This is a genomic window from Pseudonocardia sp. DxW (assembly GCF_058448985.1).
Genome location: NZ_JBZFLK010000037.1, coordinates 21919 through 43282, shown reverse-complemented (window position 1 = coordinate 43282; position 21364 = coordinate 21919). Strand labels below are relative to the sequence as shown.

Annotated in this window: 20 protein-coding genes; 14 read left to right on the top strand and 6 right to left on the bottom strand. The window is 72.2% G+C overall.

Features of this window, described 5'->3' with window-relative positions; translation table 11 throughout:
- Positions 1 to 617 precede the first annotated feature (617 nt).
- Positions 618 to 1526: an alpha/beta fold hydrolase gene (locus ACVJO7_RS32175; protein WP_491676078.1), complete on the top strand. Its 909-nt coding sequence runs from the start codon at positions 618 to 620 to the stop codon at positions 1524 to 1526.
- 436 nt (positions 1527 to 1962) lie between these two features.
- Here the strand turns inward: ACVJO7_RS32175 and ACVJO7_RS32170 are convergent, their stop codons facing one another.
- Entirely contained in the window at positions 1963 to 2367 is a 405-nt protein-coding gene (locus tag ACVJO7_RS32170; protein WP_476654267.1) for a VOC family protein, read from the bottom strand.
- Positions 2368 to 2889: 522 nt separating this feature from the next.
- On the opposite strand from ACVJO7_RS32170, the gene ACVJO7_RS32165 reads away from it, so the two are divergent.
- Positions 2890 to 3108 (top strand): cold-shock protein, encoded by a 219-nt coding sequence (locus ACVJO7_RS32165; RefSeq protein WP_491676077.1) that lies wholly within the window; start codon positions 2890 to 2892, stop codon positions 3106 to 3108.
- Positions 3109 to 3428: 320 nt separating this feature from the next.
- Here ACVJO7_RS32165 and ACVJO7_RS32160 read toward each other — a convergent pair whose 3' ends face one another.
- Both ACVJO7_RS32160 and ACVJO7_RS32155 read right to left on the bottom strand, forming a co-directional pair.
- Positions 3429 to 4142: a VOC family protein gene (locus ACVJO7_RS32160; protein WP_491676076.1), complete on the bottom strand. Its 714-nt coding sequence runs from the start codon at positions 4140 to 4142 to the stop codon at positions 3429 to 3431.
- 132 nt (positions 4143 to 4274) lie between these two features.
- Positions 4275 to 4946 carry an Ltp family lipoprotein gene (locus ACVJO7_RS32155; protein WP_491676075.1) on the bottom strand — a complete coding sequence of 224 codons (672 nt, stop codon included), beginning with the start codon at positions 4944 to 4946 and terminating at the stop codon, positions 4275 to 4277.
- Between the two features lie 139 nt (positions 4947 to 5085).
- On the opposite strand from ACVJO7_RS32155, the gene ACVJO7_RS32150 reads away from it, so the two are divergent.
- The 6 genes from ACVJO7_RS32150 (at position 5086) to ACVJO7_RS32125 (ending at position 11587) form a co-directional block, all read left to right on the top strand.
- Positions 5086 to 5802: a MerR family transcriptional regulator gene (locus ACVJO7_RS32150; protein ID WP_491676074.1), complete on the top strand. Its 717-nt coding sequence runs from the start codon at positions 5086 to 5088 to the stop codon at positions 5800 to 5802.
- A 68-nt stretch (positions 5803 to 5870) separates the two neighbouring features.
- Entirely contained in the window at positions 5871 to 7823 is a 1953-nt protein-coding gene (locus tag ACVJO7_RS32145; protein WP_491676073.1) for a S9 family peptidase, read from the top strand.
- A 2-nt stretch (positions 7824 to 7825) separates the two neighbouring features.
- Positions 7826 to 8149, top strand: coding sequence for a DMT family transporter (locus ACVJO7_RS32140; RefSeq protein WP_491676072.1), 324 nt, complete (start codon positions 7826 to 7828; stop codon positions 8147 to 8149).
- Between the two features lie 76 nt (positions 8150 to 8225).
- On the top strand, positions 8226 to 8660 hold the full coding sequence (locus tag ACVJO7_RS32135; protein ID WP_491676071.1) for an SAM-dependent methyltransferase: 435 nt from the start codon (positions 8226 to 8228) through the stop codon (positions 8658 to 8660).
- A gap of 72 nt (positions 8661 to 8732) precedes the next feature.
- Positions 8733 to 10646: a S9 family peptidase gene (locus ACVJO7_RS32130; protein WP_491676070.1), complete on the top strand. Its 1914-nt coding sequence runs from the start codon at positions 8733 to 8735 to the stop codon at positions 10644 to 10646.
- A 29-nt stretch (positions 10647 to 10675) separates the two neighbouring features.
- Positions 10676 to 11587 carry a phosphotransferase gene (locus tag ACVJO7_RS32125; protein ID WP_491676069.1) on the top strand — a complete coding sequence of 304 codons (912 nt, stop codon included), beginning with the start codon at positions 10676 to 10678 and terminating at the stop codon, positions 11585 to 11587.
- On the opposite strand, the gene ACVJO7_RS32120 is transcribed toward ACVJO7_RS32125, so the two are convergent.
- Positions 11584 to 11976, bottom strand: coding sequence for a VOC family protein (locus ACVJO7_RS32120; RefSeq protein ID WP_344019624.1), 393 nt, complete (start codon positions 11974 to 11976; stop codon positions 11584 to 11586). The two genes, ACVJO7_RS32125 and ACVJO7_RS32120, sit on opposite strands and share 4 nt — an antisense overlap.
- Positions 11973 to 12263, bottom strand: coding sequence for an ArsR/SmtB family transcription factor (locus tag ACVJO7_RS32115; protein WP_344019626.1), 291 nt, complete (start codon positions 12261 to 12263; stop codon positions 11973 to 11975). The genes ACVJO7_RS32120 and ACVJO7_RS32115 overlap by 4 nt, the downstream gene beginning before the upstream one ends.
- A 167-nt stretch (positions 12264 to 12430) precedes the next feature.
- Between ACVJO7_RS32115 and ACVJO7_RS32110 the strand changes: the two genes are divergently transcribed.
- Positions 12431 to 13849, top strand: a complete 1419-nt coding sequence (locus tag ACVJO7_RS32110; RefSeq protein WP_491676068.1) for an MFS transporter — start codon at positions 12431 to 12433, stop codon at positions 13847 to 13849.
- Positions 13850 to 13874: 25 nt separating this feature from the next.
- Here the strand turns inward: ACVJO7_RS32110 and ACVJO7_RS32105 are convergent, their stop codons facing one another.
- A complete protein-coding gene (locus ACVJO7_RS32105) occupies positions 13875 to 15656 on the bottom strand; it encodes a helix-turn-helix domain-containing protein (protein WP_491676067.1) in 1782 nt (593 codons plus the stop codon).
- A 147-nt stretch (positions 15657 to 15803) separates the two neighbouring features.
- On the opposite strand from ACVJO7_RS32105, the gene ACVJO7_RS32100 reads away from it, so the two are divergent.
- From ACVJO7_RS32100 to ACVJO7_RS32080, 5 genes are all read left to right on the top strand, one after another.
- Positions 15804 to 17552 carry a CocE/NonD family hydrolase gene (locus tag ACVJO7_RS32100; protein ID WP_491676066.1) on the top strand — a complete coding sequence of 583 codons (1749 nt, stop codon included), beginning with the start codon at positions 15804 to 15806 and terminating at the stop codon, positions 17550 to 17552.
- Positions 17553 to 17748: 196 nt separating this feature from the next.
- The gene (locus tag ACVJO7_RS32095; RefSeq protein ID WP_491676065.1) at positions 17749 to 18546 is read left to right on the top strand and encodes an ABC transporter permease; all 798 of its coding nucleotides are present in this window, start codon (positions 17749 to 17751) and stop codon (positions 18544 to 18546) included.
- Positions 18543 to 19322 carry an ABC transporter permease gene (locus tag ACVJO7_RS32090; RefSeq protein WP_491676064.1) on the top strand — a complete coding sequence of 260 codons (780 nt, stop codon included), beginning with the start codon at positions 18543 to 18545 and terminating at the stop codon, positions 19320 to 19322. The genes ACVJO7_RS32095 and ACVJO7_RS32090 overlap by 4 nt, the downstream gene beginning before the upstream one ends.
- A gap of 48 nt (positions 19323 to 19370) precedes the next feature.
- Positions 19371 to 20267: an ABC transporter ATP-binding protein gene (locus ACVJO7_RS32085; protein WP_491676063.1), complete on the top strand. Its 897-nt coding sequence runs from the start codon at positions 19371 to 19373 to the stop codon at positions 20265 to 20267.
- 84 nt (positions 20268 to 20351) lie between these two features.
- Positions 20352 to 21269, top strand: coding sequence for an ABC transporter substrate-binding protein (locus ACVJO7_RS32080; protein WP_491676062.1), 918 nt, complete (start codon positions 20352 to 20354; stop codon positions 21267 to 21269).
- Positions 21270 to 21364: the final 95 nt, after the last annotated feature.

Here is a 21364-nt window from a genome sequence, read left to right as displayed (position 1 = left end):
GCGCGGGCCGAGAGGACTTCCATCACCGCGTGATAGCGCTGCTCCACGACGCTCAACTCCACGAGCATCAGTCCTGGCCCCTCTCGCACGACGACCGTCGTGCACAGCAGAGACCAGGAGCGGAGCGTTACCCCTCAACTGGAGCCAGCGTGTCACCCATCAAGCGGAACCCGACAACACGGCGGTCTCCGTCCGGTGAGGACTTTCTCTACGTCTTCAAGCCGACCCTGACGGGCCGGACGGGCGGCGCCGCTGCCGTCCGCCTATCACCTCCGGCCCGGCGGCCGGCGCGCGCACGCCCGCCACCGCAGACCAAACTCGAAACACCGAGAAGCCGCACCATCGGAACGAGCCGACAGTGCGGCTACGAGCAGGCCGGCGCCCGAGCGGCCACGCGAGACGCGAGCCGGGCCGAACGACGAGCAGCGGAAGCCAGCTGCTCGGTGGCGTAGATCACGAAGGTAGCGAGCTACAGGCCACCGCTGGAAACCGGCGGCGCTACACACGACCCGAGCAGGAGCCCACCCCTGGATCGCGACCACGGGGCCAAGATGTATACCTTGACCGTGTGACCAGAATTGTTAGCCTGGTCATGGACCTGCGTGATGGGAGTCGGCATGCCACTGGTTCCAGCAGCCAGCACACCGACGATGGTCGATCTAGACGACGGTTACGTCCGTGTCTTGCGCTCGACCGCAGAGGAAGGACGGGCGAGCCGCCGCACACCACTCCTGCTAATCCACGGCGGTGGCACGGACAACGCCGGGATCTCGTGGTTCCATGCATTCGAAGAGTTCGGGGCGGATCGACGAGTACTTGCGCCCGATCTGCCGGGTTTCGGAGAAACCACTGGCATTGGCGCGGTCGGCGGCCCGGAGGCTATGTCGGACCTCGTCGGGCGAGTCGCGGACCGGCTGGACCTGTCCCGAGCCGTCGTCGTGGGCGTGTCGATGGGCGGTGACGTCGCCCTGAATCTGGCCCTACGGCGTCCGGACCTGGTCGAGGGGCTGGTGCTGGTGGCGCCGGGAGGGCTCGTCTCGATGGTGGGAAACCGGGTCGTCCAGTTCTGCGCGTGGGTAGTCGCACAGCTGCCCGACCCAGTGCTATTCCGGCTCGCACGCCTTGGTGCCCGTTTTGTCAGGGCCGCGATCCGGCGGGTCGTCGCGGATCCCGACGTCCTCCCGTCGGCGGTCGTGGACGAGTTCGTGCGGGAGGCAGGGCGCCCGCAGGCGTTCGTTGGCTACGCCCGGTACAACCAGGCGACGGTGGGGCCGCGATCAATGCACAACAACCTGCAGCCCGTCGTGGCGCGTATCTCCGCCCCGGCACTGTTCTTCCACGGCGCTGACGATCCAATGGTCCCGCCCGCGGGGTCCCGGCGGGCTACGGAGGCGATGCCCGATGCGCGCTTGGTGCTTGTCCCTGGCTGCGGCCACTGGGCCCAGCTGGAAGCCCCGGACCAGTTCTCGGCCGAGGTGCGGGCGTTTCTGGCCGAGGTCGAACGCGTCGACGGTCCAGACAGGTGAGTTCCGAAGGTGTCGTTAACGGCGAGAGTGTGGGGAAGCCACTGAGTGCCACTCGCTGATCACGTCATCGGGCGAGATGCAGGCGTCCCACTACGCAGGTGTCTCGGCCCTCTCAGTCAGACCTGTGCAGGAGCGCCTGATCAAGTTGGCAAGGTCAGTGGCAGACAGCCCGTACCCGATTGCCGGTAAGGGTCGTACGTGGTCTGCGCGGCATCCAGGGCGAACCTGCGCGGGGCCCCTACCCCACACAGAACCGTCGCTGCGCGAGCGCCTCCGGCGCCCCTGGACAACCCACGGACCACGCCCAAGTCGGCCTCTATCGGGGAAGGGCGCAGCGTGGCGACTGACCACAAGGAGTACTCGGTAATGGCCGAATGCCTCATGAGCTACGGGCCGGACTTCGCAGACCGCGGCCGACTCCGCGGAGCGCTGTGACTCACCCGGAGTCGGCGGGACCAAGCAGGTCCCAGCGGTTCCCGGAGATATCGCGGAAGACGACAACCCGACCGTAAGCCTCTGTTCGTGGCTCTGTAAGGAACTCAACCCCAGCCGCTCGCATGCGTGCGTACCGATTCTCGAAGTCGTCATCCCACAGGAAGAACCCGACCCGTCCAGCGTGCTGATCACCGACTGCCGCGACTTGACGTTCTCCGTCGGCCCGAGCGAGCAGGATCCCGGTCTCCGCGCCCGCCGGCCGGACGACAACCCACCGCTTGGGGCGGCCGTCGTTGGTGTGCGCTGCTGAGTCCTCGACAAGGTCGAAGCCCAGCGTGTCCACGAAGAAGCTGATCGCTTCGTCGTAGTCGTTAACGACGAGCGCCGTGAGCTGTAGGTACGCCATGCGCGAGAGCGTGGCACCGGTGCTGCGGCTGCTGCGGCACCGGGCCCCACTGCGTCTGGCAGTGGGGCGGGTAGGGGCCTGCTGGTGTCGTCATGGCTGCCTGGGTTCCCTTGTCCTGGTAGGAGCGTTCTCGGGTGTTGTGTCGGCTCCGCACAGGTGTCGTTAACGACGGCCGTTCGGGCTCAACAGAATTAGGGATGGGATGACCCGACCAGCCACACCGACCGTGCTCCGCGGCCTGCGCCGCAGCCGTGCGGGGAGCAGTCGTAGCGGTTCAGCCACGAGCTGCTGACAGCGGTCCCTGACAGCAACGACCCCCGACAGGTCAGGACTCCCCTGCTCCACGTGGACGCCGCACCACCGGTCGCGGACCGTGCTGGACCGTCCTTCACCGATTTGGGAGCGAGGGGCCGTGGGTTCAAATCCCGCCACCCCGACCACATCCGACCTGCGGAGACAGGCCGGAGCAGTGGCTCCGGGAACCGGGTGGAACGACGCGGGCCGGCCTGATCTGATCAGCCGATGGCAACCGGGGTCGTGAAGTTCTACAAGGCCGAGAAGGGCTGGGGTGCGATCAGCAGCCCCGAGCTGCCCGACGGCCTCGACGCCTTCGTCCACTTCAGCGTCATCGAGACCGAGGGCTACAAGGCGTTCGAGCAGGGTGACCAGGTCGAGTTCGACTACGAACCGGCCCAGCAGGACAGCTTCCGGCTCCGTGTGACGCGCGCACGACGCCTCTGACCCCTCCCGTCCGATCGCGCCGAGCGCCGCGCGACAGCAGCAGACCGGGGACGGTCTGCCCGCCACGCCGTACGACCGGATGCCGGCCCGTCACCGTCGCGGTCGGGATCGGGGCGTCGACCGGTCACCGGGCCGGCCGGCCGACGGGCACACTCGCGCTCCCGTCGGTGGGCGGCCGCCCCTGCTGGAGGTCGGTGATCGACGACGCCGCCACGGCCGAGCAGGTTCGGTGGACGAGTTCGACCACGGCGTGTGTGGTGCGTCCGACGAGCTCAGTGGATCGGCGGCATGCGCGGGCGCCGGCCTGGTCGCCCGGAAGCTCAGGCCATCTCACCCACGTGGAAGCGGGTGCCCTGGTCGTCGGCGCAGCTCGACAGCAGCCCGTAGGGCCGGCGTTCCGGAACGGTCGCGGTGCCGCCGGCCGCACGCACCCGGTTCACGGTCGGCCCGATGTCGTCCACCGCGTACATCGGCACCACGGTCGGCTGTCCGTGCCCACCGTGCAGGCCCGTCATCGGGTACATCTCGTCGACCTGCCAGCCGTCATCGTCGCTGCCGGCGCTGAACGCCCAACCGAAGACGGCGCCGAAGAAGGCACGGGCGCGAGCGGAGTCGGCGACCTCGAAGGTCAGGTAGCCGATCCGATCGTGTCCGTGCGAATCGCCCTCGTGAACGGCGAACGGCAGTCCCTGGTCGTCCATGCAGTTCGCGGACCGCCCGTGGTCGGTGTCGACAGGGTCCTCGGACCGCCCACCGGCCGACCGGATCCGCTCGACGGCGGCATCGGCATCGTCCACGCCCTGGCTCAGGAACATCGTGTTGTACCGCGGCCAGTCGTCCCACACGCCCGCGGGCAGCGCCGCCAGGGAGACGATGCTCTGCGGCGGCGACGCCCCCGCGACCATCCGGTGCTGCGGCCCGACGTCGCTGTAGGACCAGCCGAGCGCCGTCGCGAAGAACGTCGCCGCGCGGTCCGGATCAGCGACCCACAGGGCCGCGTAGCCGACCGTGCCGTGAATGCCCGTCGTCGTCATCGCAGCAGGTTAGGGCCGGTGTCGCACGGTGGCGTGGAGAGATCGGACTCTCCGCCCCTCGACCCCCCGACGACGTCCCGGCCCGTCCCGCCCGAACGCCGCGGAGGGGTGACGACCGCGGACCGCAGCAGCTCAGAGCCCGACGGAGTTCGCGCCGTGCTCGGCCTGCGCACGGGTGAAGCCCTCGAATTCCAGCTGGTCGATGAGCCCCCCGCGGGAGAACGAGGTGAAGTCCAGGTAGTTCTTCGCGGACTTCGCGGCCTGCTCGTTCCAGTCCACGGTCGCGTTGTCGACGGCGTACGTGGCGTCGGCGGTGGAGTAGTCCTCGAACTCCAGCTGGTCGATCAGCCCCTGGCGGGAGAAGGCGCTGAAGTCGAGGTAGCTCTCGGCCGACCGGATGGCGTTCTGCCGGCTCACCGACAGGGCGGGTGCGGCCGGCTCTGCCGCGGCGAACGTCTCCGGGGCGGATACGACGCTGCTCGGCGCGGGCGCCTCGACCACCGGCGGGACGACGACCGGCGTGGACGGGGCGACGGCGGGCGCGGAGGTCGGAGCCGCTGCCGCCGTGGGCTCCGTGCGACCGTCGTCGGTGCCCGACACGGCGGCGACGACGACGATCAGCGCTGCGGCGCCGCCGACGACGAACGGCCACTTCCGCCGTCGTCTCGGAGCCGGGGGCTGCGGCGGCTGCGGCGCCGGGTAGGCGTAGGTCGGGGCCCACTGCTGCGGGATCTGACCGTGCATCGGGTACTGGTCGGACGGGATGTCCCGGGAGGGGCCCTGCGGGGCCTGCGGAGTTGTCACAGCGCTTGTGTCGCAGGAGAAGACGGGGTGTTGCAATCCGCCGCACCCGATCATCAGAACTGTGGAGGCCCTGCGCCGCACGGGATCACCGGAGGCACCCGGTTCGTGCGTACCCTGGCCGGGTCGAAGGAGCGGCCCGTTGCAGAGCAGTGAACTCGCCGAGCTCGCCGGCGTCACCGTCCGCACGCTGCGGCACTACCACCAGATCGGCCTGCTGGCCGAGCCGCCGCGCTCGTCGGGCGGCTACCGGCACTACGACGTCGGGCATCTCGTCCGGCTGCTGCGGATCGGCAGACTGACCGCGCTCGGCGTCCCGCTGTCGCAGGTGCCGGCGGTGCTGGACGATCCGGCGGCCGCGCAGCGACTGCTCGACGAGCTCGACCGGGAGGCCACCGCCGAGATCGAGCGTCTGACGGCCCGGCGCGACAGCATCGCCGTGCTGCGCCGCACCGGCTCCCCGCCCGATCTCCCGCCGGAGCTGGCGGCGCTGCGGACCGCGCCGGAGGAGCTGCAGGCCGGCATGGTGCGCTACGAACACGAGCAGCTGCTGCTGCTCGGGCACCTGCTCGACGAGTCCGGGCACGCCGATCTCGTCGCGCTGCTCGGCGCCGCCGGCGCGGCGAGCGCCCCGCTCACCGCGCGCTTCTACGCGCTCGACTCCGACACCCCCGGGGACGTCGTCGCCGCGCTGGTCGACGATCTGGCCGCGCAGCTGGACGAGGTCGCGACCCGGATCGACAGCCTGTCCGGGCTGGACGGACGGGCGTCGGCGCTGTTCGACGAGCTGAGCGGGCACAACCTGCGGCCGGTGCAGCACCGTGTCCTGCGCCTGGTCGAGCAGCGGCTGGCGCGCTGACCACTGTGGCGTGAATCACTGTCGCCAGACTTGAGTCCGACGCTACGTCCGGGTCTGGACTCGTGGGCGTGACCACCACCCCACAGACCACTCCGCAGATGACCGCACCGACCACCCCGCTGATCACCGTCGAGGAGTTCTTCGGCCCACCCGCCCGCAGCAACGCCCAGCTCTCCCCGGACGGCACGAGGGTCGCCTACCTCGCCCCGTGGCGGGACCGGCTGAACGTCTTCGTCCGCGACCTGGACGGCGACTGGCCGGAGTCCCCCGCGGTGGACGACCCGGCGTCGCGCCGCGTCACCGCCGACGACCACCGCAGCATCGAGACGTTCTTCTGGAGCGCCGACTCCCGGTACCTGCTGTTCCTCCAGGACACCGACGGCGATGAGAACGCGCATCTGCACCGCGTCGACCCGGCCCGGGCAGGCGAGCCCGCCGTCGATCTCACCCCGGTCGACGGGGCCCGGGTGATCGGCACCCAGCACACCCCGGATCCCGGGACGATGCTCCTCCAGTTCAACGCCCGCAGCCCCGAGCTCATCGACCTGCACGAGCTCGACCTCGACACCGGCCGGCTGACCATGGTCGCCGAGAACCCGGGCGACGTCCTCAGCTGGGTGCGCACGCCGTCCGGCCGCATCGTGGCCTTCGGCCTCGACGACGACGGCACCCACCTGCTGTCCGACTGGAACGCCGGCGAGCCCCGGGTGATCAGCCGGATCTCCGGGTTCGACCAGCCCTTCGGCATCCTCCCCGCCGTCCCCACCCCGGACGGGGCCGGCCTGTGGGCCGGCTCGGTGCGCGGATCGGACCGGATGCGGCTGGTCCGCATCGATCTCGACACCGGTGAGCAGCACGGCGTCGACAGCCACCCGGTGTTCGATCTCGACGTGCTGCGCCCCACGGCCGATCCGCGCTACCCGTCCCCGCTGATCGTGCACCCGGGGACCGGGGAGCTGCTCGGCGCCCGCTACCTCGGCGCCCGCCAGGAGATCCACCCGCTCGACCCGCACTTCGCCCAGGTGCTGCCCCGGCTGGCCGAGCTGTCCGACGGCGACCTGGCCCAGGTCACCTGCGACACCGCGGGCCTGCGCTGGGTGGTCGACTTCACGCACGACCGCGACCACCGCGCCACCTGGTTCTACGACCACGGCACCGGCACCGCCCGCCGGCTGTTCCGTTCCTTCCCGCACCTGGACCCGGCGCGGCTCGCCCCGGTCACCCCGGTCACGATCACCGCCCGCGACGGCATCGACCTGCCGTGCCACCTCACGCTGCCGCCCGGGACCGGACACCGCGACCTGCCGACGGTCGTCCTGCTGCACGGCGGACCCTGGTACCGGGACAGCTGGACCTACGACCCGGAGGTGCAGCTGCTCGCCAACCGCGGCTACGCCGTGCTGCAGGTCAACTTCCGCGGCTCCACCGGCTACGGCAAGGCGCACATGCAGGCCGCGATCGGGCAGTTCGCCGGCCGCATGCACGACGACGTCATCGACGCCCTGGACCGGGCGATCGCGCAGGGCTGGACCGACCGCGACCGGGTCGCGATCTACGGCAGCTCCTACGGCGGCTACGCCGCGCTGGTCGGGGCCGCGTTCACCCCGGACCGGTTCGCCGCCGCGATCAGCTACACCGGCATGTCCGATCTCGTCGACATCACCAGGCGGGTCGTGCCGTTCGCCCGGCGCTCCCTGGTGAACAGCTTCCTGCGCTACATGGGCGACCCGGACGTCCCGGAGCAGGAGGCCGACATGTACGCCCGGTCGCCGATCACCCGGGTCGACGACATCACCGCACCGGTGCTGCTCGTGCACGGCGCGAACGACCTGCGGGTGCACCGCAGCAACTCCGACCGGGTCGTCGAGGCGCTGCGGGCCCGCGGTGCCGAGGTCGAGTACCTGCTCAACGAGCGCGAGGGCCACTGGTTCGTCAACCCGGACAGCAACATCGAGCTGTACCGCACCCTGGAGCGGTTCCTGGCCCGCCACCTGGGCGGACGCGTCGCCGGCGAGGTCTGAGCATGGCCTACCTGCTGCTCGCCGGCGCGATCGTGCTGGAGGTGATGGCGACGATCAACCTGCGGCTGTCCGAGGGCTTCACCCGGCTCGTCCCGTCGGTCCTGGTGGTGATCGGCTACCTGGGCGCGTTCGGCCTGCTGTCCCAGGTGCTCAAGGCCGGGGTGCCGGTCGGGGCCGCCTACGGGATCTGGGCCGCCGCCGGCGTCGCCCTGGTCGCGATCATCGGCGCGGTCTTCCTCGGTGACACGCTCACCCCCGTCCAGTTCGGCGGCATCGGGCTGGTCATCGCCGGGGTGCTGGCACTGGAGCTGGGCGCCGCGCACTGACCGTACCGGCCGGGGTGGACCGCGCGGCGCCGTGCTGCTCTGATCTCGGGGTGACGACGACCGCGGCCGGGCCGGCATGAGCGCGCTGTCCGACCGGCTCGCCGCGATCGTCGACGCCCTCCCGCTGCGCCCGGGGATGCGGGTGCTCGAGATCGGTGGCGGGCCCGGGGCCGCCGCCCGGGCCGTCGCCGGGCGGATCGGCGACGGCCACGTCCTCATGATCGACCGTTCCGCGCGCAGCGTCGCCATCGCCCGCCGCAACGCCGCCGCCGAGATCGACGCCGGGCTGATGAGCGTCCGGCAGGTCGCCGTCGAGGACCTGCTGCCCGCCGACGGCGAGGCCCCGTTCGACCTGGCGTTCGCCGTCCGGGTCGGCGCTCTCGACGGCCGGCACCCGGCGGCCGGGCGGATCGCGCTGAACCGGATCGCGGCGGTCCTGACGCCGCGGGGACGGCTGTTCGTCGACGGCGGCGCACCGCTGCGCGAGCTGCGGCTGCCCCCGATCGGCTGACCCGCCGGAGTTGACCGTGCCGCAGCGTCATGCTGTCCGATGGTCCTCACGACCCCACGATCGGAGCACAGCATGAGCGTGACCGGACGCCCCACGGACCAGCGGCCGGCGCTGATCGACGTCGAGGCGCTCTTCGCGGACCCGGAGTTCTCGTCCCCGTCGATCTCCCCGGACGGCACCCGCGTCGCCTACCTCGCCCCGGCCCTCGGCCGGCGCAACGTCTGGGTGCGCGGCGTCGACCAGGACCACTCCGAGGCCGTCCTCGTCACCCATGACGACCGGCGCGGCATCTCCACCTACCACTGGACCGACGACCCGCGCTGGCTGCTCTACCTGCAGGACACCGACGGCAACGAGGACTGGCACCTCTACCGGGTCGACCTGGACCGGCCGGACGAGCCGGCCGTCGACCTGACCCCGCTGGAGCCCGGCTCCCGGGTGTTCGCCGTCGACCCGGAGACGACGGTGCCGGGCACCGTGATCGCCTGGATGAACCCGCGGCCGCTGTTCGTCGACGTCTTCCGGATCGAGCTGGCCACCGGGGCGACCACCCCGCTGGTGGAGCGGACCGACCCGGCCGACATGTTCTTCGTCGACCGGACCGGCCGCGCCACCTGGCACGTGGCGCGGGCGACCGACGGCACCTACGAGATCTCGGCCGCCGATCCGGACACCGGCGAGCGGCGGATCCTGCACCGGGCCGGCGGCCCCGAGCACCCGGTGGGGCTGTTCCTCTCCCCGCTCCCGGACGGCACCGGCGCCCTGCTCGCCGACTACCACGGGTCCGACGACCTGCGGCTGCTGCGGCTCGACCGGGACACCGGCGAGCTGACCGTGGTGGCCGCCGTCGACGGGCACAGCCTGGACACCCTCAGCTCGATCTCCGAGACCATGCCCCCGACCGTGTTCGCCGACCGGCGCACCGGGGAGATCATCGCCGCCCGCTTCACCGGCGACCGGCCGCGGATCGTGCCGCTCGACCCGCACTTCGCGCAGGTCCAGGCCGCGCTGGAGAAGCTGTCCGACGGCGTGCTGGAGACCGTGTCGTCCGACCTGGACGGGCTGCGCTGGGTCGCCACCTTCGCCGGTGACCGGGAGCCGGGGACGAGCTGGTTCTACGACCACACCACCGGTGACGCCCGGCTGCTGTTCCAGTACCGGCCAGTCGACCCGGCCGATCTCGCGCCGACCACCCCGGTGAGCTTCCCGGCCCGCGACGGCCTCCCGCTGCACGGGTTCCTGACCCTACCGGTCGGCGTCGAGCCGTCGAACCTGCCGCTGGTGCTGCTCGTGCACGGCGGGCCGTGGATGCACGACACCTGGGTGTTCAACCGGACCGTGCAGTTCCTGGCGAACCGCGGCTACGCCGCGCTGCAGGTGAACTTCCGCGGCTCCACCGGCTACGGCCGCCGGCACATCACGGCGGCGATCGGCGAGTTCGCCCGGGCGATGCACGACGACCTGATCGACGCCGTCGACTGGGCCGTCGCGCAGGGCTACGCCGACCCGGCCCGGCTCGGGATCGCCGGCGGCTCGTACGGCGGGTACGCCGCACTCGTCGGGGTCACGGTCACCCCGGACACGTTCGCCGCCGCCGTCGACTACGTCGGCATCTCCGATCTGGCGAACTTCCTCGCGACGCTGCCGCCGTTCGTCCGGGCGAACATGACCAACAACTGGATCGCCTACGTCGGCGACCCGGACGACCCGGAGCAGCTGGCCGAGATGCGCCGCCGCTCGCCGATCACCATGGTCGACCGGATCCGCACGCCGCTGCTGGTCGCGCAGGGCGCCAACGACGTCCGGGTGGTGCAGGCCGAGTCCGACAACATCGTCGCGCCGCTGCGCGAGCGCGGGGTGCCGGTCGAGTACATCGTCGCCGACGACGAGGGGCACGGCTTCCAGAACCCGGAGAACCAGGTGCTGCTGCACCGGGCGACCGAGCGGCACCTCGCCGAGCACCTCGGGGGGCGCCGCGCGGAGTAGCCGCCGGTGCCGGATGGAACGATCACCCCATGAGTGATCACCCGGCACGCACCTCGGCCGCCCTCGACGCCGCCGTCGGGGCGGCCCGCGGGCTCGGGCTCGCGGTGACCGACGCCGCCGTGCTGCACGACCTGTTCTCGGTGGTCGTGCACCTCGCCCCGGCACCCGTGGTGGCCCGGATCCCGGTCGTCCTCCCGCACTCGACGACGCCGGAGATCCTGGCCGGCCGGCAGCGGGCCGAGCTGGACGTGGCCGGGTGGCTCGCGGAGCGCGGCACGCCGGTGATCCCGCCGAGCCCGCTGGTGCCGCGTGAGCCGGTGCGGCGCGGCGGGTTCTCGATGACGTTCTGGCAGTTCACCGAGGAGGACCGGGCCGCGGAGCCCGACTACGCGGCGAACGCCGAGCGCGTCGCCGACCTGCACGCGGCCCTGCACGGGTACCCGGGGCCGCTGCCGTTCCTGACCTCCGACGAGCCGCGGCACGTACCGGACGCCCTCGACCAGCTCGCCGCGCGCGGCGACCTGCTCACCCCCGACGACGTGCAGCGCGCCCGCCGGGAATGGCAGGAGCTGGAGCCGCTGGTGCACTCCCGGGCCGCGTTCGAGCGGGCGTTCCCGGGCGTCGAGGTCCGCCCGGTGCACGGCGACTCGCCGCCCGCGAACATCTTCGCCGGGACCGACGGGCCGCTGTTCGCCGACTTCGAGCTGGTCACGACGGGCCCGGTCGAGTGGGACCTGGCGACCCTGGGCCCGGAGCTGAGGTCGGCCTACGAGCGTGGCGCCCGGCGGGCCGGCCTGCGCCCGCTGGACGACGACGTGGTGGCGTTCGTCGACGCCGTCGGGACGCTGCGCGCGATCGCCGCCCTCGCGCTGACCCCGCAGCTGCCGGTGCTGGCCGACTACCTGGTCCCGGTGCTCGAGCAGTGGCGGGCGGCCGGTTAGACCTTCATGGTGGCGATCTGGATCAGGTTGCCGCAGGTGTCGTCGAGCACGGCGGTGACCACCGGCCCGAGGTCGGTCGCGTCCTGGGTGAACTGCACGCCGAGCCCCTTGAGCCGCTCCACCTCGGCGTACACGTCGTCGACGGCGAACTGGGTGGCCGGGATCCCGTCGGCGACCAGGGCCTCCTTGTACGGGCGCACCGCGGGATGCCCGTCCGGCTCCAGCAGCAGCTCGACGCCGCCCGGGTCGGCCGGGGAGGCGACGGTGAGCCAGCGGTACTCCCCCGCCGGCAGGTCGGTCTTCGTCACGAAGCCGAGCTTGTCGGTGTAGAACGCGAGCGCCTTGGCCTGGTCGTCGACGAAGACGCTGGTGACGATGATGCGGATCATGGATCCGGTTCCTCTCGGTCGATGGGCCACCGTTCGACGATCGCGCGCAGCGGGCCCGTGTCGATGTGGTGGAACTTGTACCGGCCCTGCCGGCGGGTGTGCACGAGCCCGGCCTGCTCGAGCACCGCGAGGTGCTGCGAGACGGCCTGCCGGGACGACGTGAGGCCGTGCTTCATGGTCAGCCGTCCGCAGATCTCGAACAGCGTCTGACCGTCCCTCTCGGTCAGCTCGTCCAGGATGATCCGGCGGGTCGGGTCGCCGATCGCCCGGAACAGGTCCGCCTCCACGGTGCACCTTTATAGGCAAGTCACGGCTTGCCTGTCAATCCGGAGCAGCGTGTCGCCGACTCCACTGCGGGCCGACGAATTGTGTCGCCGACGCCATGGCGCCGACCGTGCCGGGCGGGCCATCGTGCCGGGATCGATCGGCACGCACACGACGAGGTGGTCCCGGCATGCTCGGAGAGATCGACGCCCGCACACAGCTGACCCGCAGACAGAAGCTGCTGGTCACGGTCGCCACCAGCGCGGTGGCCCTGGAGTTCCTCGACTACTTCCTCATCGGTTTCATCCTGGTGTTCGTCCAGGAGCCGTGGGACCTCGGGTTCGGCCGGACCTCGGTGATCCTGCTGTCCTCCGGACTGGGGGCCGTGATCGGCGCCGTCTACTTCGGACGTCTCGCCGACCGGATCGGCCGCAGGCGGGTCTTCCTGACCACCATCTCGATCTTCACGGCGGCCACCGCCGCGCTGGCGCTGACCCCGGACGACCCGTCGACCGGCTGGATCTACCTCGCGGTGCTGCGGCTGGTCGTCGGTTTCGGCGCCGGCGGGCTCTACGTGGTGGACCTGCCGCTGGTCCAGGAGTTCACCCCGAAGGCGATGTGCGGCCGGGTCACCGGGCTGGTCACCTCGGCCGTGCCGCTCGGGTTCCTGATCGGGTCGCTGCTGGTGTGGCTGGTGTCCGACGCCATCGGGTGGCGCGGCATCCTGCTGCTCGCCGCCGGGCTCGGCGTGCTGCTGCTGCTCGCGCGGACCGCGGTCCCGGAGTCGCCGCGCTACCTGCTCGGCCGCGGCGACGTCGACGGCGCACGCCGTTCGGTGGCCTGGGCGCTGGACGTCGACCCGGACCGGCTGCCCGACCACGTCGACGACGCCGGGGAGACCGCCGGGCCGGCCGCCGGGCGTGGGTTCCGCGACCTGCTCGGCTACCCGCGGAGCCTGGTCGCCTCGACCCTGTCGAACCTCGGCGCGCAGACCGGGTACTACGGGCTGTCGCTCTGGACACCGACCCTGCTGGTGCTCGTCGTCGGGATCGCCCCGTCGCAGACGGGCATGTACATGGCGATCGCCATGCTGGGCGCGCTCGCCGGCCGGTTCGCCTTCTCCCACCTGGCCGAGACCATCGGCCGCCGGCGGGCCGGTGCCCTCGCCGGCTTCGGCGCGGCGGCGACCCTGATGCTCGCGGCGGGCACCGGGGACGCCACGATCGGCGAGGTGTCGGCGTTCTTCGTCGTCATGGTCGTCGTGTACGTCTTCGGCGAGGGCGGTTTCGCGGTCGTCGGCCCGTACGCCGGCGAGGTGTGGCCGAGCAGACTGCGGACCACCGGGATGGGGTTCGCCTACGGCGTCGGCGGGATCGGAAAGGTGATCGGCCCGCTCGGGCTGGGCCTGATCCTCGGCGCGGGCACCACGGTCAACCCGCAGGCCAGCGAGATCGGGCTGGTGCCGGGCTTCGCCTACTTCGCCGGCTGGTACCTGCTGGCCGCCCTCGCGTTCGTGGTGGTGGGGATCGAGACGAAGGGCCGGTCCCTGGAACAGCTCGACCGGGAGATCGAGGCACAGCGCCGCGACGTCCGCGGCATCGGCGCCTGACCCCCGCCGGCGGACGGGCGTCCCGCTAGCGGCGTGCCCCGGCCGCGTCGGCCACGTCGGTCAGCGTCAGGGCAGTGAGCGCCTCCAGCACGTCCCGGGGCGAGCCCATGTCGAGGCCCGCCAGCATCTCGGTCCGGCGCAGCCGCTGGCTGACGGTGTTCGGGTGCACGACCAGACGCTCGGCGGTGAGCCGCCGGTCGAGGTCACATGCGAGATGCGTCCGCAGCGTGCCGACGAGGTCGGTCCCGTGCGCGGCGTCGTAGTCGAGCAGCGGGCCGAGCACGCGGGCGGCGTACCGGCGGAGCTCGGCGGGCTCGGCGAACTGGAGCAGCAGGCCCGCGACCCCGAGATCGTCGGTCGAGACCAGCTCGCCCGCCCGCCCGGCGGCGAGGGCGAACGACAACGCCCCGCAGGCCAGCCGGTGGGCGGCGGCGATACCGATCTGCGACGACCGGGCCACGGCGACGGTGCCCGCCGAGCCGGGCGGCTCCTCGGTGACGGTGGCAGCGGGGGTGGCGGCGGCCCGGCGCAGGAGCCGATCCGCCTCCGGGTTCGCGGTGTCGCCGAACCAGAGCGCGACGACCCGGTCCTGCGCGGCGGCGACCAGTGGGCGGGGCCGGATGTGCGAGGTGAGCCGCACGGCCTCGGCGGCCGCCCACCGAGCCACGTCCGCCCCGGTGTGCCGGCCGTCCGGGCGGGAGTCGGCAGGCTGCACGACGTAGATCGTGCAGTCCTGGCTCATGTCGTGGCCGAGGAGCTGGGCGCGGTCGCGGATGGCCGACGAGCGGGGGTCCGCCCCGCCGATCAGGTCGGCCAGGAGCTCCCCGCGCACACCCTGCTCGGCCTCCGCCGCGGTACGCAGGCGGAGCACCTCGAGCGAGAGCTGCACGGCGGCGTGCTCGGCCGCCCGGACACCGAGGACGTCGAGGCGGTGGGCGTGACCCAGCAGCCAGACCGTGCCCACCACGCGCCCCTCCAGCACGATGTCGGCGACCACGTGCGGGCCGTGTTCGCGCACCAGCGGTCGGGCGGGCGCCGCGGACTCCGGTACGGCGGTCGCGACGTCCGCGGGGAGCCGACGGCTGTCCACCCCGGCCAGCGCGAGCTCCTCGCCGAACGCGTCGAGGACGGCGACCGGGCTCGACACCAGCTCCCCCAGGGTCCGGGCGATGCCCTCGATCCCGCCGGCCCGCACGGCCACCCCGACCAGCCGGTCGTGGATCCGCCCGGCCCGCTCGACCACGGCGTGCTGCCGGCGGAGGTCGTCGAGCACCCCGGCGGACGTGATGGCGATCGTGGCGTGCTCGGCCAGCAGCTCGAGGTGCTCGATCTCGCGCGGGGTGAACTCGTGCACGGTCGAGCGGTAGCTGTTGAGGGTCCCGATCGTCCCGTGTGACGTCCGCAGCGGAACGGCCAGGATCGAGCGGTAACCCTGCTCGCGCGCGACGTCGGTCCAGCTGGAGGTCGGTTCGGCGTCGGTGTCGACGACCGAGCAGGGGACGCCGGAGTAGTACGCGCGGCTCGCGGGTGCGCCGACGGTGTCGGCCCCGTCGAGCCGGATGCGGCGGTGCTCGTTGACACGGGCGATGTACCCGGCCGGCAGCCCGCTGGCACCCCGGATCACCAGGTGGTCCCGCTCCGGCGCCGGGAGCATCACCGCGCAGAAGTCGATGCCCAGCAGGTCCCGCGCGGTCGTGGCCACGAGATCGAGCATCGTCGGCAGGTCCGACTCCGCGTTCACCGCGGCGGTGAGCGTGCCGATCGCCCGCAGCCAGGTGCGCAGGTCACGGTCACCGGAGGCGGTCACCGGCTCGAGTATGTCAGCCCGGACATGACATCGGTCAAGGTCTGTCAGGGCGGACATTGTAGGCGGACCGAGCTGGTTGAGAGTCTCCTCACATCGCAGGGAGTTCATCGGTGCCTGCGAGGCCAGCGTCGACCGAAGGGCACGCGCGTGCACGAGATCATCGAGACAGAGTCCGGGCCGCTCCTCGCCGAGTGGGACGTCCCCATCACCGCGGACGACGGCCTCGTCCTGCGGGCCGACGTGTTCCGCCCGGTCGGCGACGAACAGGTGCCGGTCCTGCTGAGCTACGGGCCGTACGGCAAGGGCCTGCACTTCGCCGAGGGCTACACGAGCGCCTGGGAGGCGCTGCTGTCCGCGCACCCGGACGTCGGGGAGGGCTCCTCCAACCGGTTCCAGAGCTGGGAGGTCGCCGATCCCGAGCGCTGGGTGCCGCACGGCTACGCCTGCGTGCGGGTCGACTCGCGCGGTGCCGGGCGCTCACCGGGCCGGATCGACAGCTTCTCGGCGCGCGAGACCCAGGACCTGGCCGACTGCATCGAGTGGGCCGGGACCCGGCCGTGGAGCACCGGGAAGGTCGGGCTCTCCGGGATCTCCTACTACGGCATGAACCAGTGGCAGGTCGCCGCCACGCGCCCGCGGCACCTGGCCGCGATCTGCGTGTGGGAGGGGGCCGGCGACTTCTACCGCGAGGTGACGCACCACGGCGGCATCCTCTCCACCTTCACCCGGAACTGGTACGAGATGCAGGTCGTGTCCGTGCAGCACGGCAACGGCCGGAAGCTGCTCAGCACGATCAACGACCTGTACGTCACCGGTGACGACGCGCTCGACGAACACACGCTGCGCGACAACCGGGTCGATCTCGGCGGGATCCACCGCAGGCACGCCTTCGACGACGCCTACCACGCCGAGCGGACGCCCGACCTGTCCCGGATCGACGTGCCGTTGCTGTCGGCCGGCAACTGGGGCGGCGCCGGGCTCCATCTGCGGGGCAACGTCGAGGGGTACCTGGGCGCCGGGTCGGACCAGAAGTGGCTCGAGATGCACGGACTGGAGCACTGGACCGAGTACTACACGACCTACGGCCTCGACCTGCAGCGCCGCTTCTTCGACCACTTCCTCAGGGGCGAGGACAACGGATGGGACCGGCAGCCGCCGGTGCTGCTGCGCGTCCGCCACGTGGACGGCACGTTCACCGACCGCACCGCCACCGGCTGGCCGCTGCCCGGGACGGACTGGACCGAGCTCTTCCTCGACGGCGGCACGGGGTCGCTGACCGACGAGCTGCCGGCCGCCGCACGGGCCGGCTACACCGAGCGGGTGGACGGGGCGACCTTCGTGCTCGCCCCGTCCGACCGGACGACCGAGATCACCGGCCCGCTGGCGCTCACCCTGTTCGTGAGCAGTGACACCGACGACGCCGACCTGTTCGTCGTCGTCCGGGTGTTCGCCCCGGACGGCGAGGAGATCACCTTCCCGGGTGCGATCGATCCGCACTCACCGCCGGCGCAGGGCTGGCTCCGGGCCTCGCACCGCGAACTCGATCCCGAGCGGTCCACGCCGTACCGGCCCTACCACCCGCACACCTCGCGGCAGCCGCTCGAGCCCGGGACGACCTACGAGGTCCAGGTGGAGATCTGGCCGACCTCGCTCGTCCTGCCGCCCGGGTACCGGCTGGCGGTGACCGTGCAGGGCCACGACTTCGAGTACGCGGGCGACCCCGGGGCGCTGTCGAACATCCGGGGTGCGCTCCGCGGGTCCGGGCCGTTCGTCCACGACGACCCGGTCGACCGGCCCGTGTACGACGACGCCGGCTCGACCGCCGGCGCCGGCGTCACGCTGCACACCGGCGCGGGCACGCCGTCCCGCCTGCTCGTCCCCTTCATCCGGCGCTGACCGCCGACGGCACCGCGGGAGGAACCATGAGGATCTCCAGTCCACTTCCCGTCGCCGACGGCCGCCCGATCGGCCCCGTGGCCGGGCGGGCGGCTGCTCCGCACCGCAGGGCCGGGCCCGACCAGCCGGCCCGATCACTCCCGGGGCTCCCGCCGGGGGCGGTCCCGCGGCAGGCGGCACGGCACGGAGGCCACCCGTGAACGCGCCGGCACCGGCCGCCGCCGGGCCCCTGCTGCACCGGGCCGAACCGGTCCTCGTCGTGCTGGGGCTGGTCCTGGCGTGGGAGATCGCGACCCGGTCCGGCGTCCTGCCCGGCCAGGACTTCCCGCCGGCGACCGAGATCGCCTCGGCGCTGGTCGCCGACCTGGCCGGGGCCGATCTGTGGGGCGGGATCGCCGCCTCGATGAGCGCCTGGGCGCTGGGGATGATCCTGGTGATCGTGGTCGGCGTGCCGGTCGGGATGCTGCTCGGCGCGTCCGAGCCGTCCTACCGCGCGAGTCGGCTGACGCTCGAGTTCGTCCGTACCCTCCCGGCCATCGCGGCGCTGCCGCTGCTGCTGTTCATCCACGGCATCGGTCAGGAGCTGACGGTCACGATCGTCGTCCTGGCGGCGCTGTGGCCGCTGCTCATCCAGTCGATGTACGGCATGCGCGACGTCGACCCGGTGGCGGTGGCCACCACGCGCGTCTACGGGATCGGCCGGACCCGACGGTTCCTGATGGTCGACGTCCCGAGCTGCCTGCCCTACATCGCGACCGGCCTCCGGCTGTCCGGCACCTTCGCGCTGATCTTCGCCATCGCCACCTCCCTGGTCGTCGGCGGCGACGGGCTCGGCGCCGAGATGGCGCGCGCCGCCGCCATCGGGGACCGCCCACTGCTCTACGCACGCATCCTCGTGACCGGCCTGATCGGGCTCGCCGTCACCGCGGCACTCATCGGATTCGAACGGCGGGTCCTGCGCTGGCACGTCTCCCAGAGAGGACAGCAGCGATGAACCCGGTCGGGACGAGGCTGCTCAACAGCCTGGCGCTGCCCGTGGGGCTGGTGGCCCTGTGGTGGGTCGTCAGCAGCGGCAGCACCTCTCCGTACTTCCCGCCGCTGCCCGAGATCGTGCGGGGCTTCGGCGAGACCTGGACGGCCGAGCGGCTCGGTCGCGATCTCGTCCCGAGCCTGGTCGCGCTCGGACTCGGGTTCCTCGCCGCCGTCGTGGGCGGCGTGCTCGGCGGGATCCTGCTCGGCCTGTCCCCGCGGCTCCGTCGTGACGTGCGGCCGGTCACCGAGTTCCTGCGGGCGACCCCGGTCGTCGCACTCGTACCGCTCGGTCTGGTCCTGCTCGGCCCCGGCACCACGATGGAGATCGCGCTGATCGCCTTCGCCGGCACCTGGCCGATCCTGGTCGCCACCGTCGACGGGGTACGCGCCGCCGACCCGGTCGCCCTCGACACGGCGCGGGTCTACGGCCTCTCCGCCACCCGGCGGCTGGTCCACATCGTGCTGCCCGGGGCGATGCCGCAGATCATGGCCGGCGTGCGGATCGCCGTCGCGGCCGCGATCGGGACCATGGTCGTGGCCAACATGCTGGCCTCCAGCTCCGGGCTCGGCTACCTCGTCATCCGCGCCCAGCAGTCGTTCAACATCCTCGACACCTGGTCGGGCCTGCTGATGATCGGACTCGTGGGCTGCTCGGTCACCGGCCTGGTGGTGCTCGTCGAACGGATGGCTCTCGGCTGGCACCGGCAGTGGCGGGCCCTCGAGCAGCGGACCGGTTGAGGCAGCACCCCCGCACCCGAACGGCCACCCGACGAAAGTGAGTGACGTGTGTCCACCTCCCAGCACGGCCGTGCCGACGCCGGCCCACCCGTCTCCGCATCCGGGGCCGCCCCGGACCGCGCAGCGCCGCCACCCGAGATCGTCCTCGAACCACGCCACCTGCGGGTGACCTACGGTCGCGGACCCGGTGCGGTGACCGCGATCGGCGACATCAGCTTCCAGGTGCGGGCCGGCGAGTTCGTCTCGGTCGTGGGGCCGTCCGGTTGCGGCAAGACGACCCTGCTCAAGTCGCTGTCCGGCCTGTTGCGCCCGACCGCGGGCGACGTCCTGGTCAACGGCGCCGTCGCCGGCGGTGTGTCGCCGAGCCTCGCGATGGTCTTCCAGGAGTACAGCCGCTCGCTGCTGCCGTGGCAGAGCGTGCGCACCAATGTCGAGTTCCCGCTCCGTGGCGCCCGCCTCGGCCGCGCCGAGGTCACCGCGCGCGCCACCGAGGCGCTCACCCACGTCGGTCTGGCCGACATGGACCAGGCGTATCCGTGGCAGCTGTCGGGCGGGATGCAGCAGCGGGTCGCCATCGCCCGCGCGCTGGCGTACCGGCCGAGCGTGCTGCTGATGGACGAACCGTTCGCCTCGCTCGACGCCCAGGTGCGGGCGGAGCTGGAGGACCTGCTGCTCGACGTGCACGCCGAGTTCGGCACCACGATCGTGCTGGTGACCCACGACATCGACGAGGCCGTCTACCTCGGTGACCGCGTCGTCGCGCTGACCCATCGCCCCACCGAGGTGCGCACGTCGATCGACATCGATCTGCCCCGGCCACGCGACCAGATCCGGACCAAGGCGCTGGCCCGGTTCGTCGAGCTCCGGACCCGGGTGTTCGAGCTGATTATCGCGGAGCGTTCCGGCTCCGACGATCCCGGCCATGCCGAGGCCACCGGGACCTGAGACCCCGGTGCCCGCCACCGAAAGGAACGTTCCATGACACGACTCCCACGACGGACGGGCCGGCGCGCCCTCCTCGCATCGACCGTGACCACGCTGGCGCTCGTCCTGGCGGCCTGCGGCGGATCGTCCGGCTCCGATCCCGGCTCCGGCACCGATGCCGTCTCGATCGGCATGCTGCCCTTCGCCGGTGTCGCCGGTTGGCAGCTCGCGGACAGCGAGGGCTATCTCGCAGAGGTCGGGATCGAGCCGGAGTACGTCGAGCTGCGCACCCCGGCCGATGTGGTACCGAACCTGCTCAACGGCACCGTCGAGCTCGGCGGGCTGAACATCGGCAACCTCTCCCAGGCGCTGTCCCAGGGGCTGGACCTGGAGATCATCGGCGTCACTTACTACGCCGACGACGACATGTCGATCCTCGCCATGCGCGGCAGCGGCATCGCCGAGCCGGCCGACCTGGAGGGGAAGACCGTCGGGCTCTTCCAGCTGGAGAACTCCAACCACGCGGCGCTGCTCGAGACGCTGAGCGCGCAGGGCGTCGACACGAGCTCGATCGACTTCGTGCTCATCCCCTCGACCGAGATGCCCGCCGCGCTGCGCTCCGGCCAGATCGACGCCGGACACGTCCTCTATCCGCTCGCCACGACGATGGCCGAGGAGACCGACATCGTGCTCGAGAACATGATGGAGCCCTACGGGGAGCGGCCCGTGCAGGCCTACAACGTGGTGAACGCGGCCTGGGCGGCGGAGAACCCGGACGTCGTGGCGCGATTGCAGGAGGCGCTGGACCGCGGGAGCGAGCTGGCCGGCAGCGACCGGGCGGCGCTCGTCGGGGCGGTGGCCGAGCTGACCGGGGCGCCGACCGAGCTGCTCGCGGAGACGAAGCTCCCCGCGTTCGGCAACGACCTCAAGCTCGGGTCGAGCCAGCAGCAGCTCGAGCTCATGACCCGGTACGGCTTCCTCGACGCCCCGGTCGACCTGGCCGCGCACGTGTACCGGAACTGACCGCAGCACAGGAAGCCCGATGGGCGGGTGCGGTGCGCACCCGCCCATCGGGCTTCCCGGTGCCCCGCGGGGCGGCACCGGCCCGGTCCTGCGGA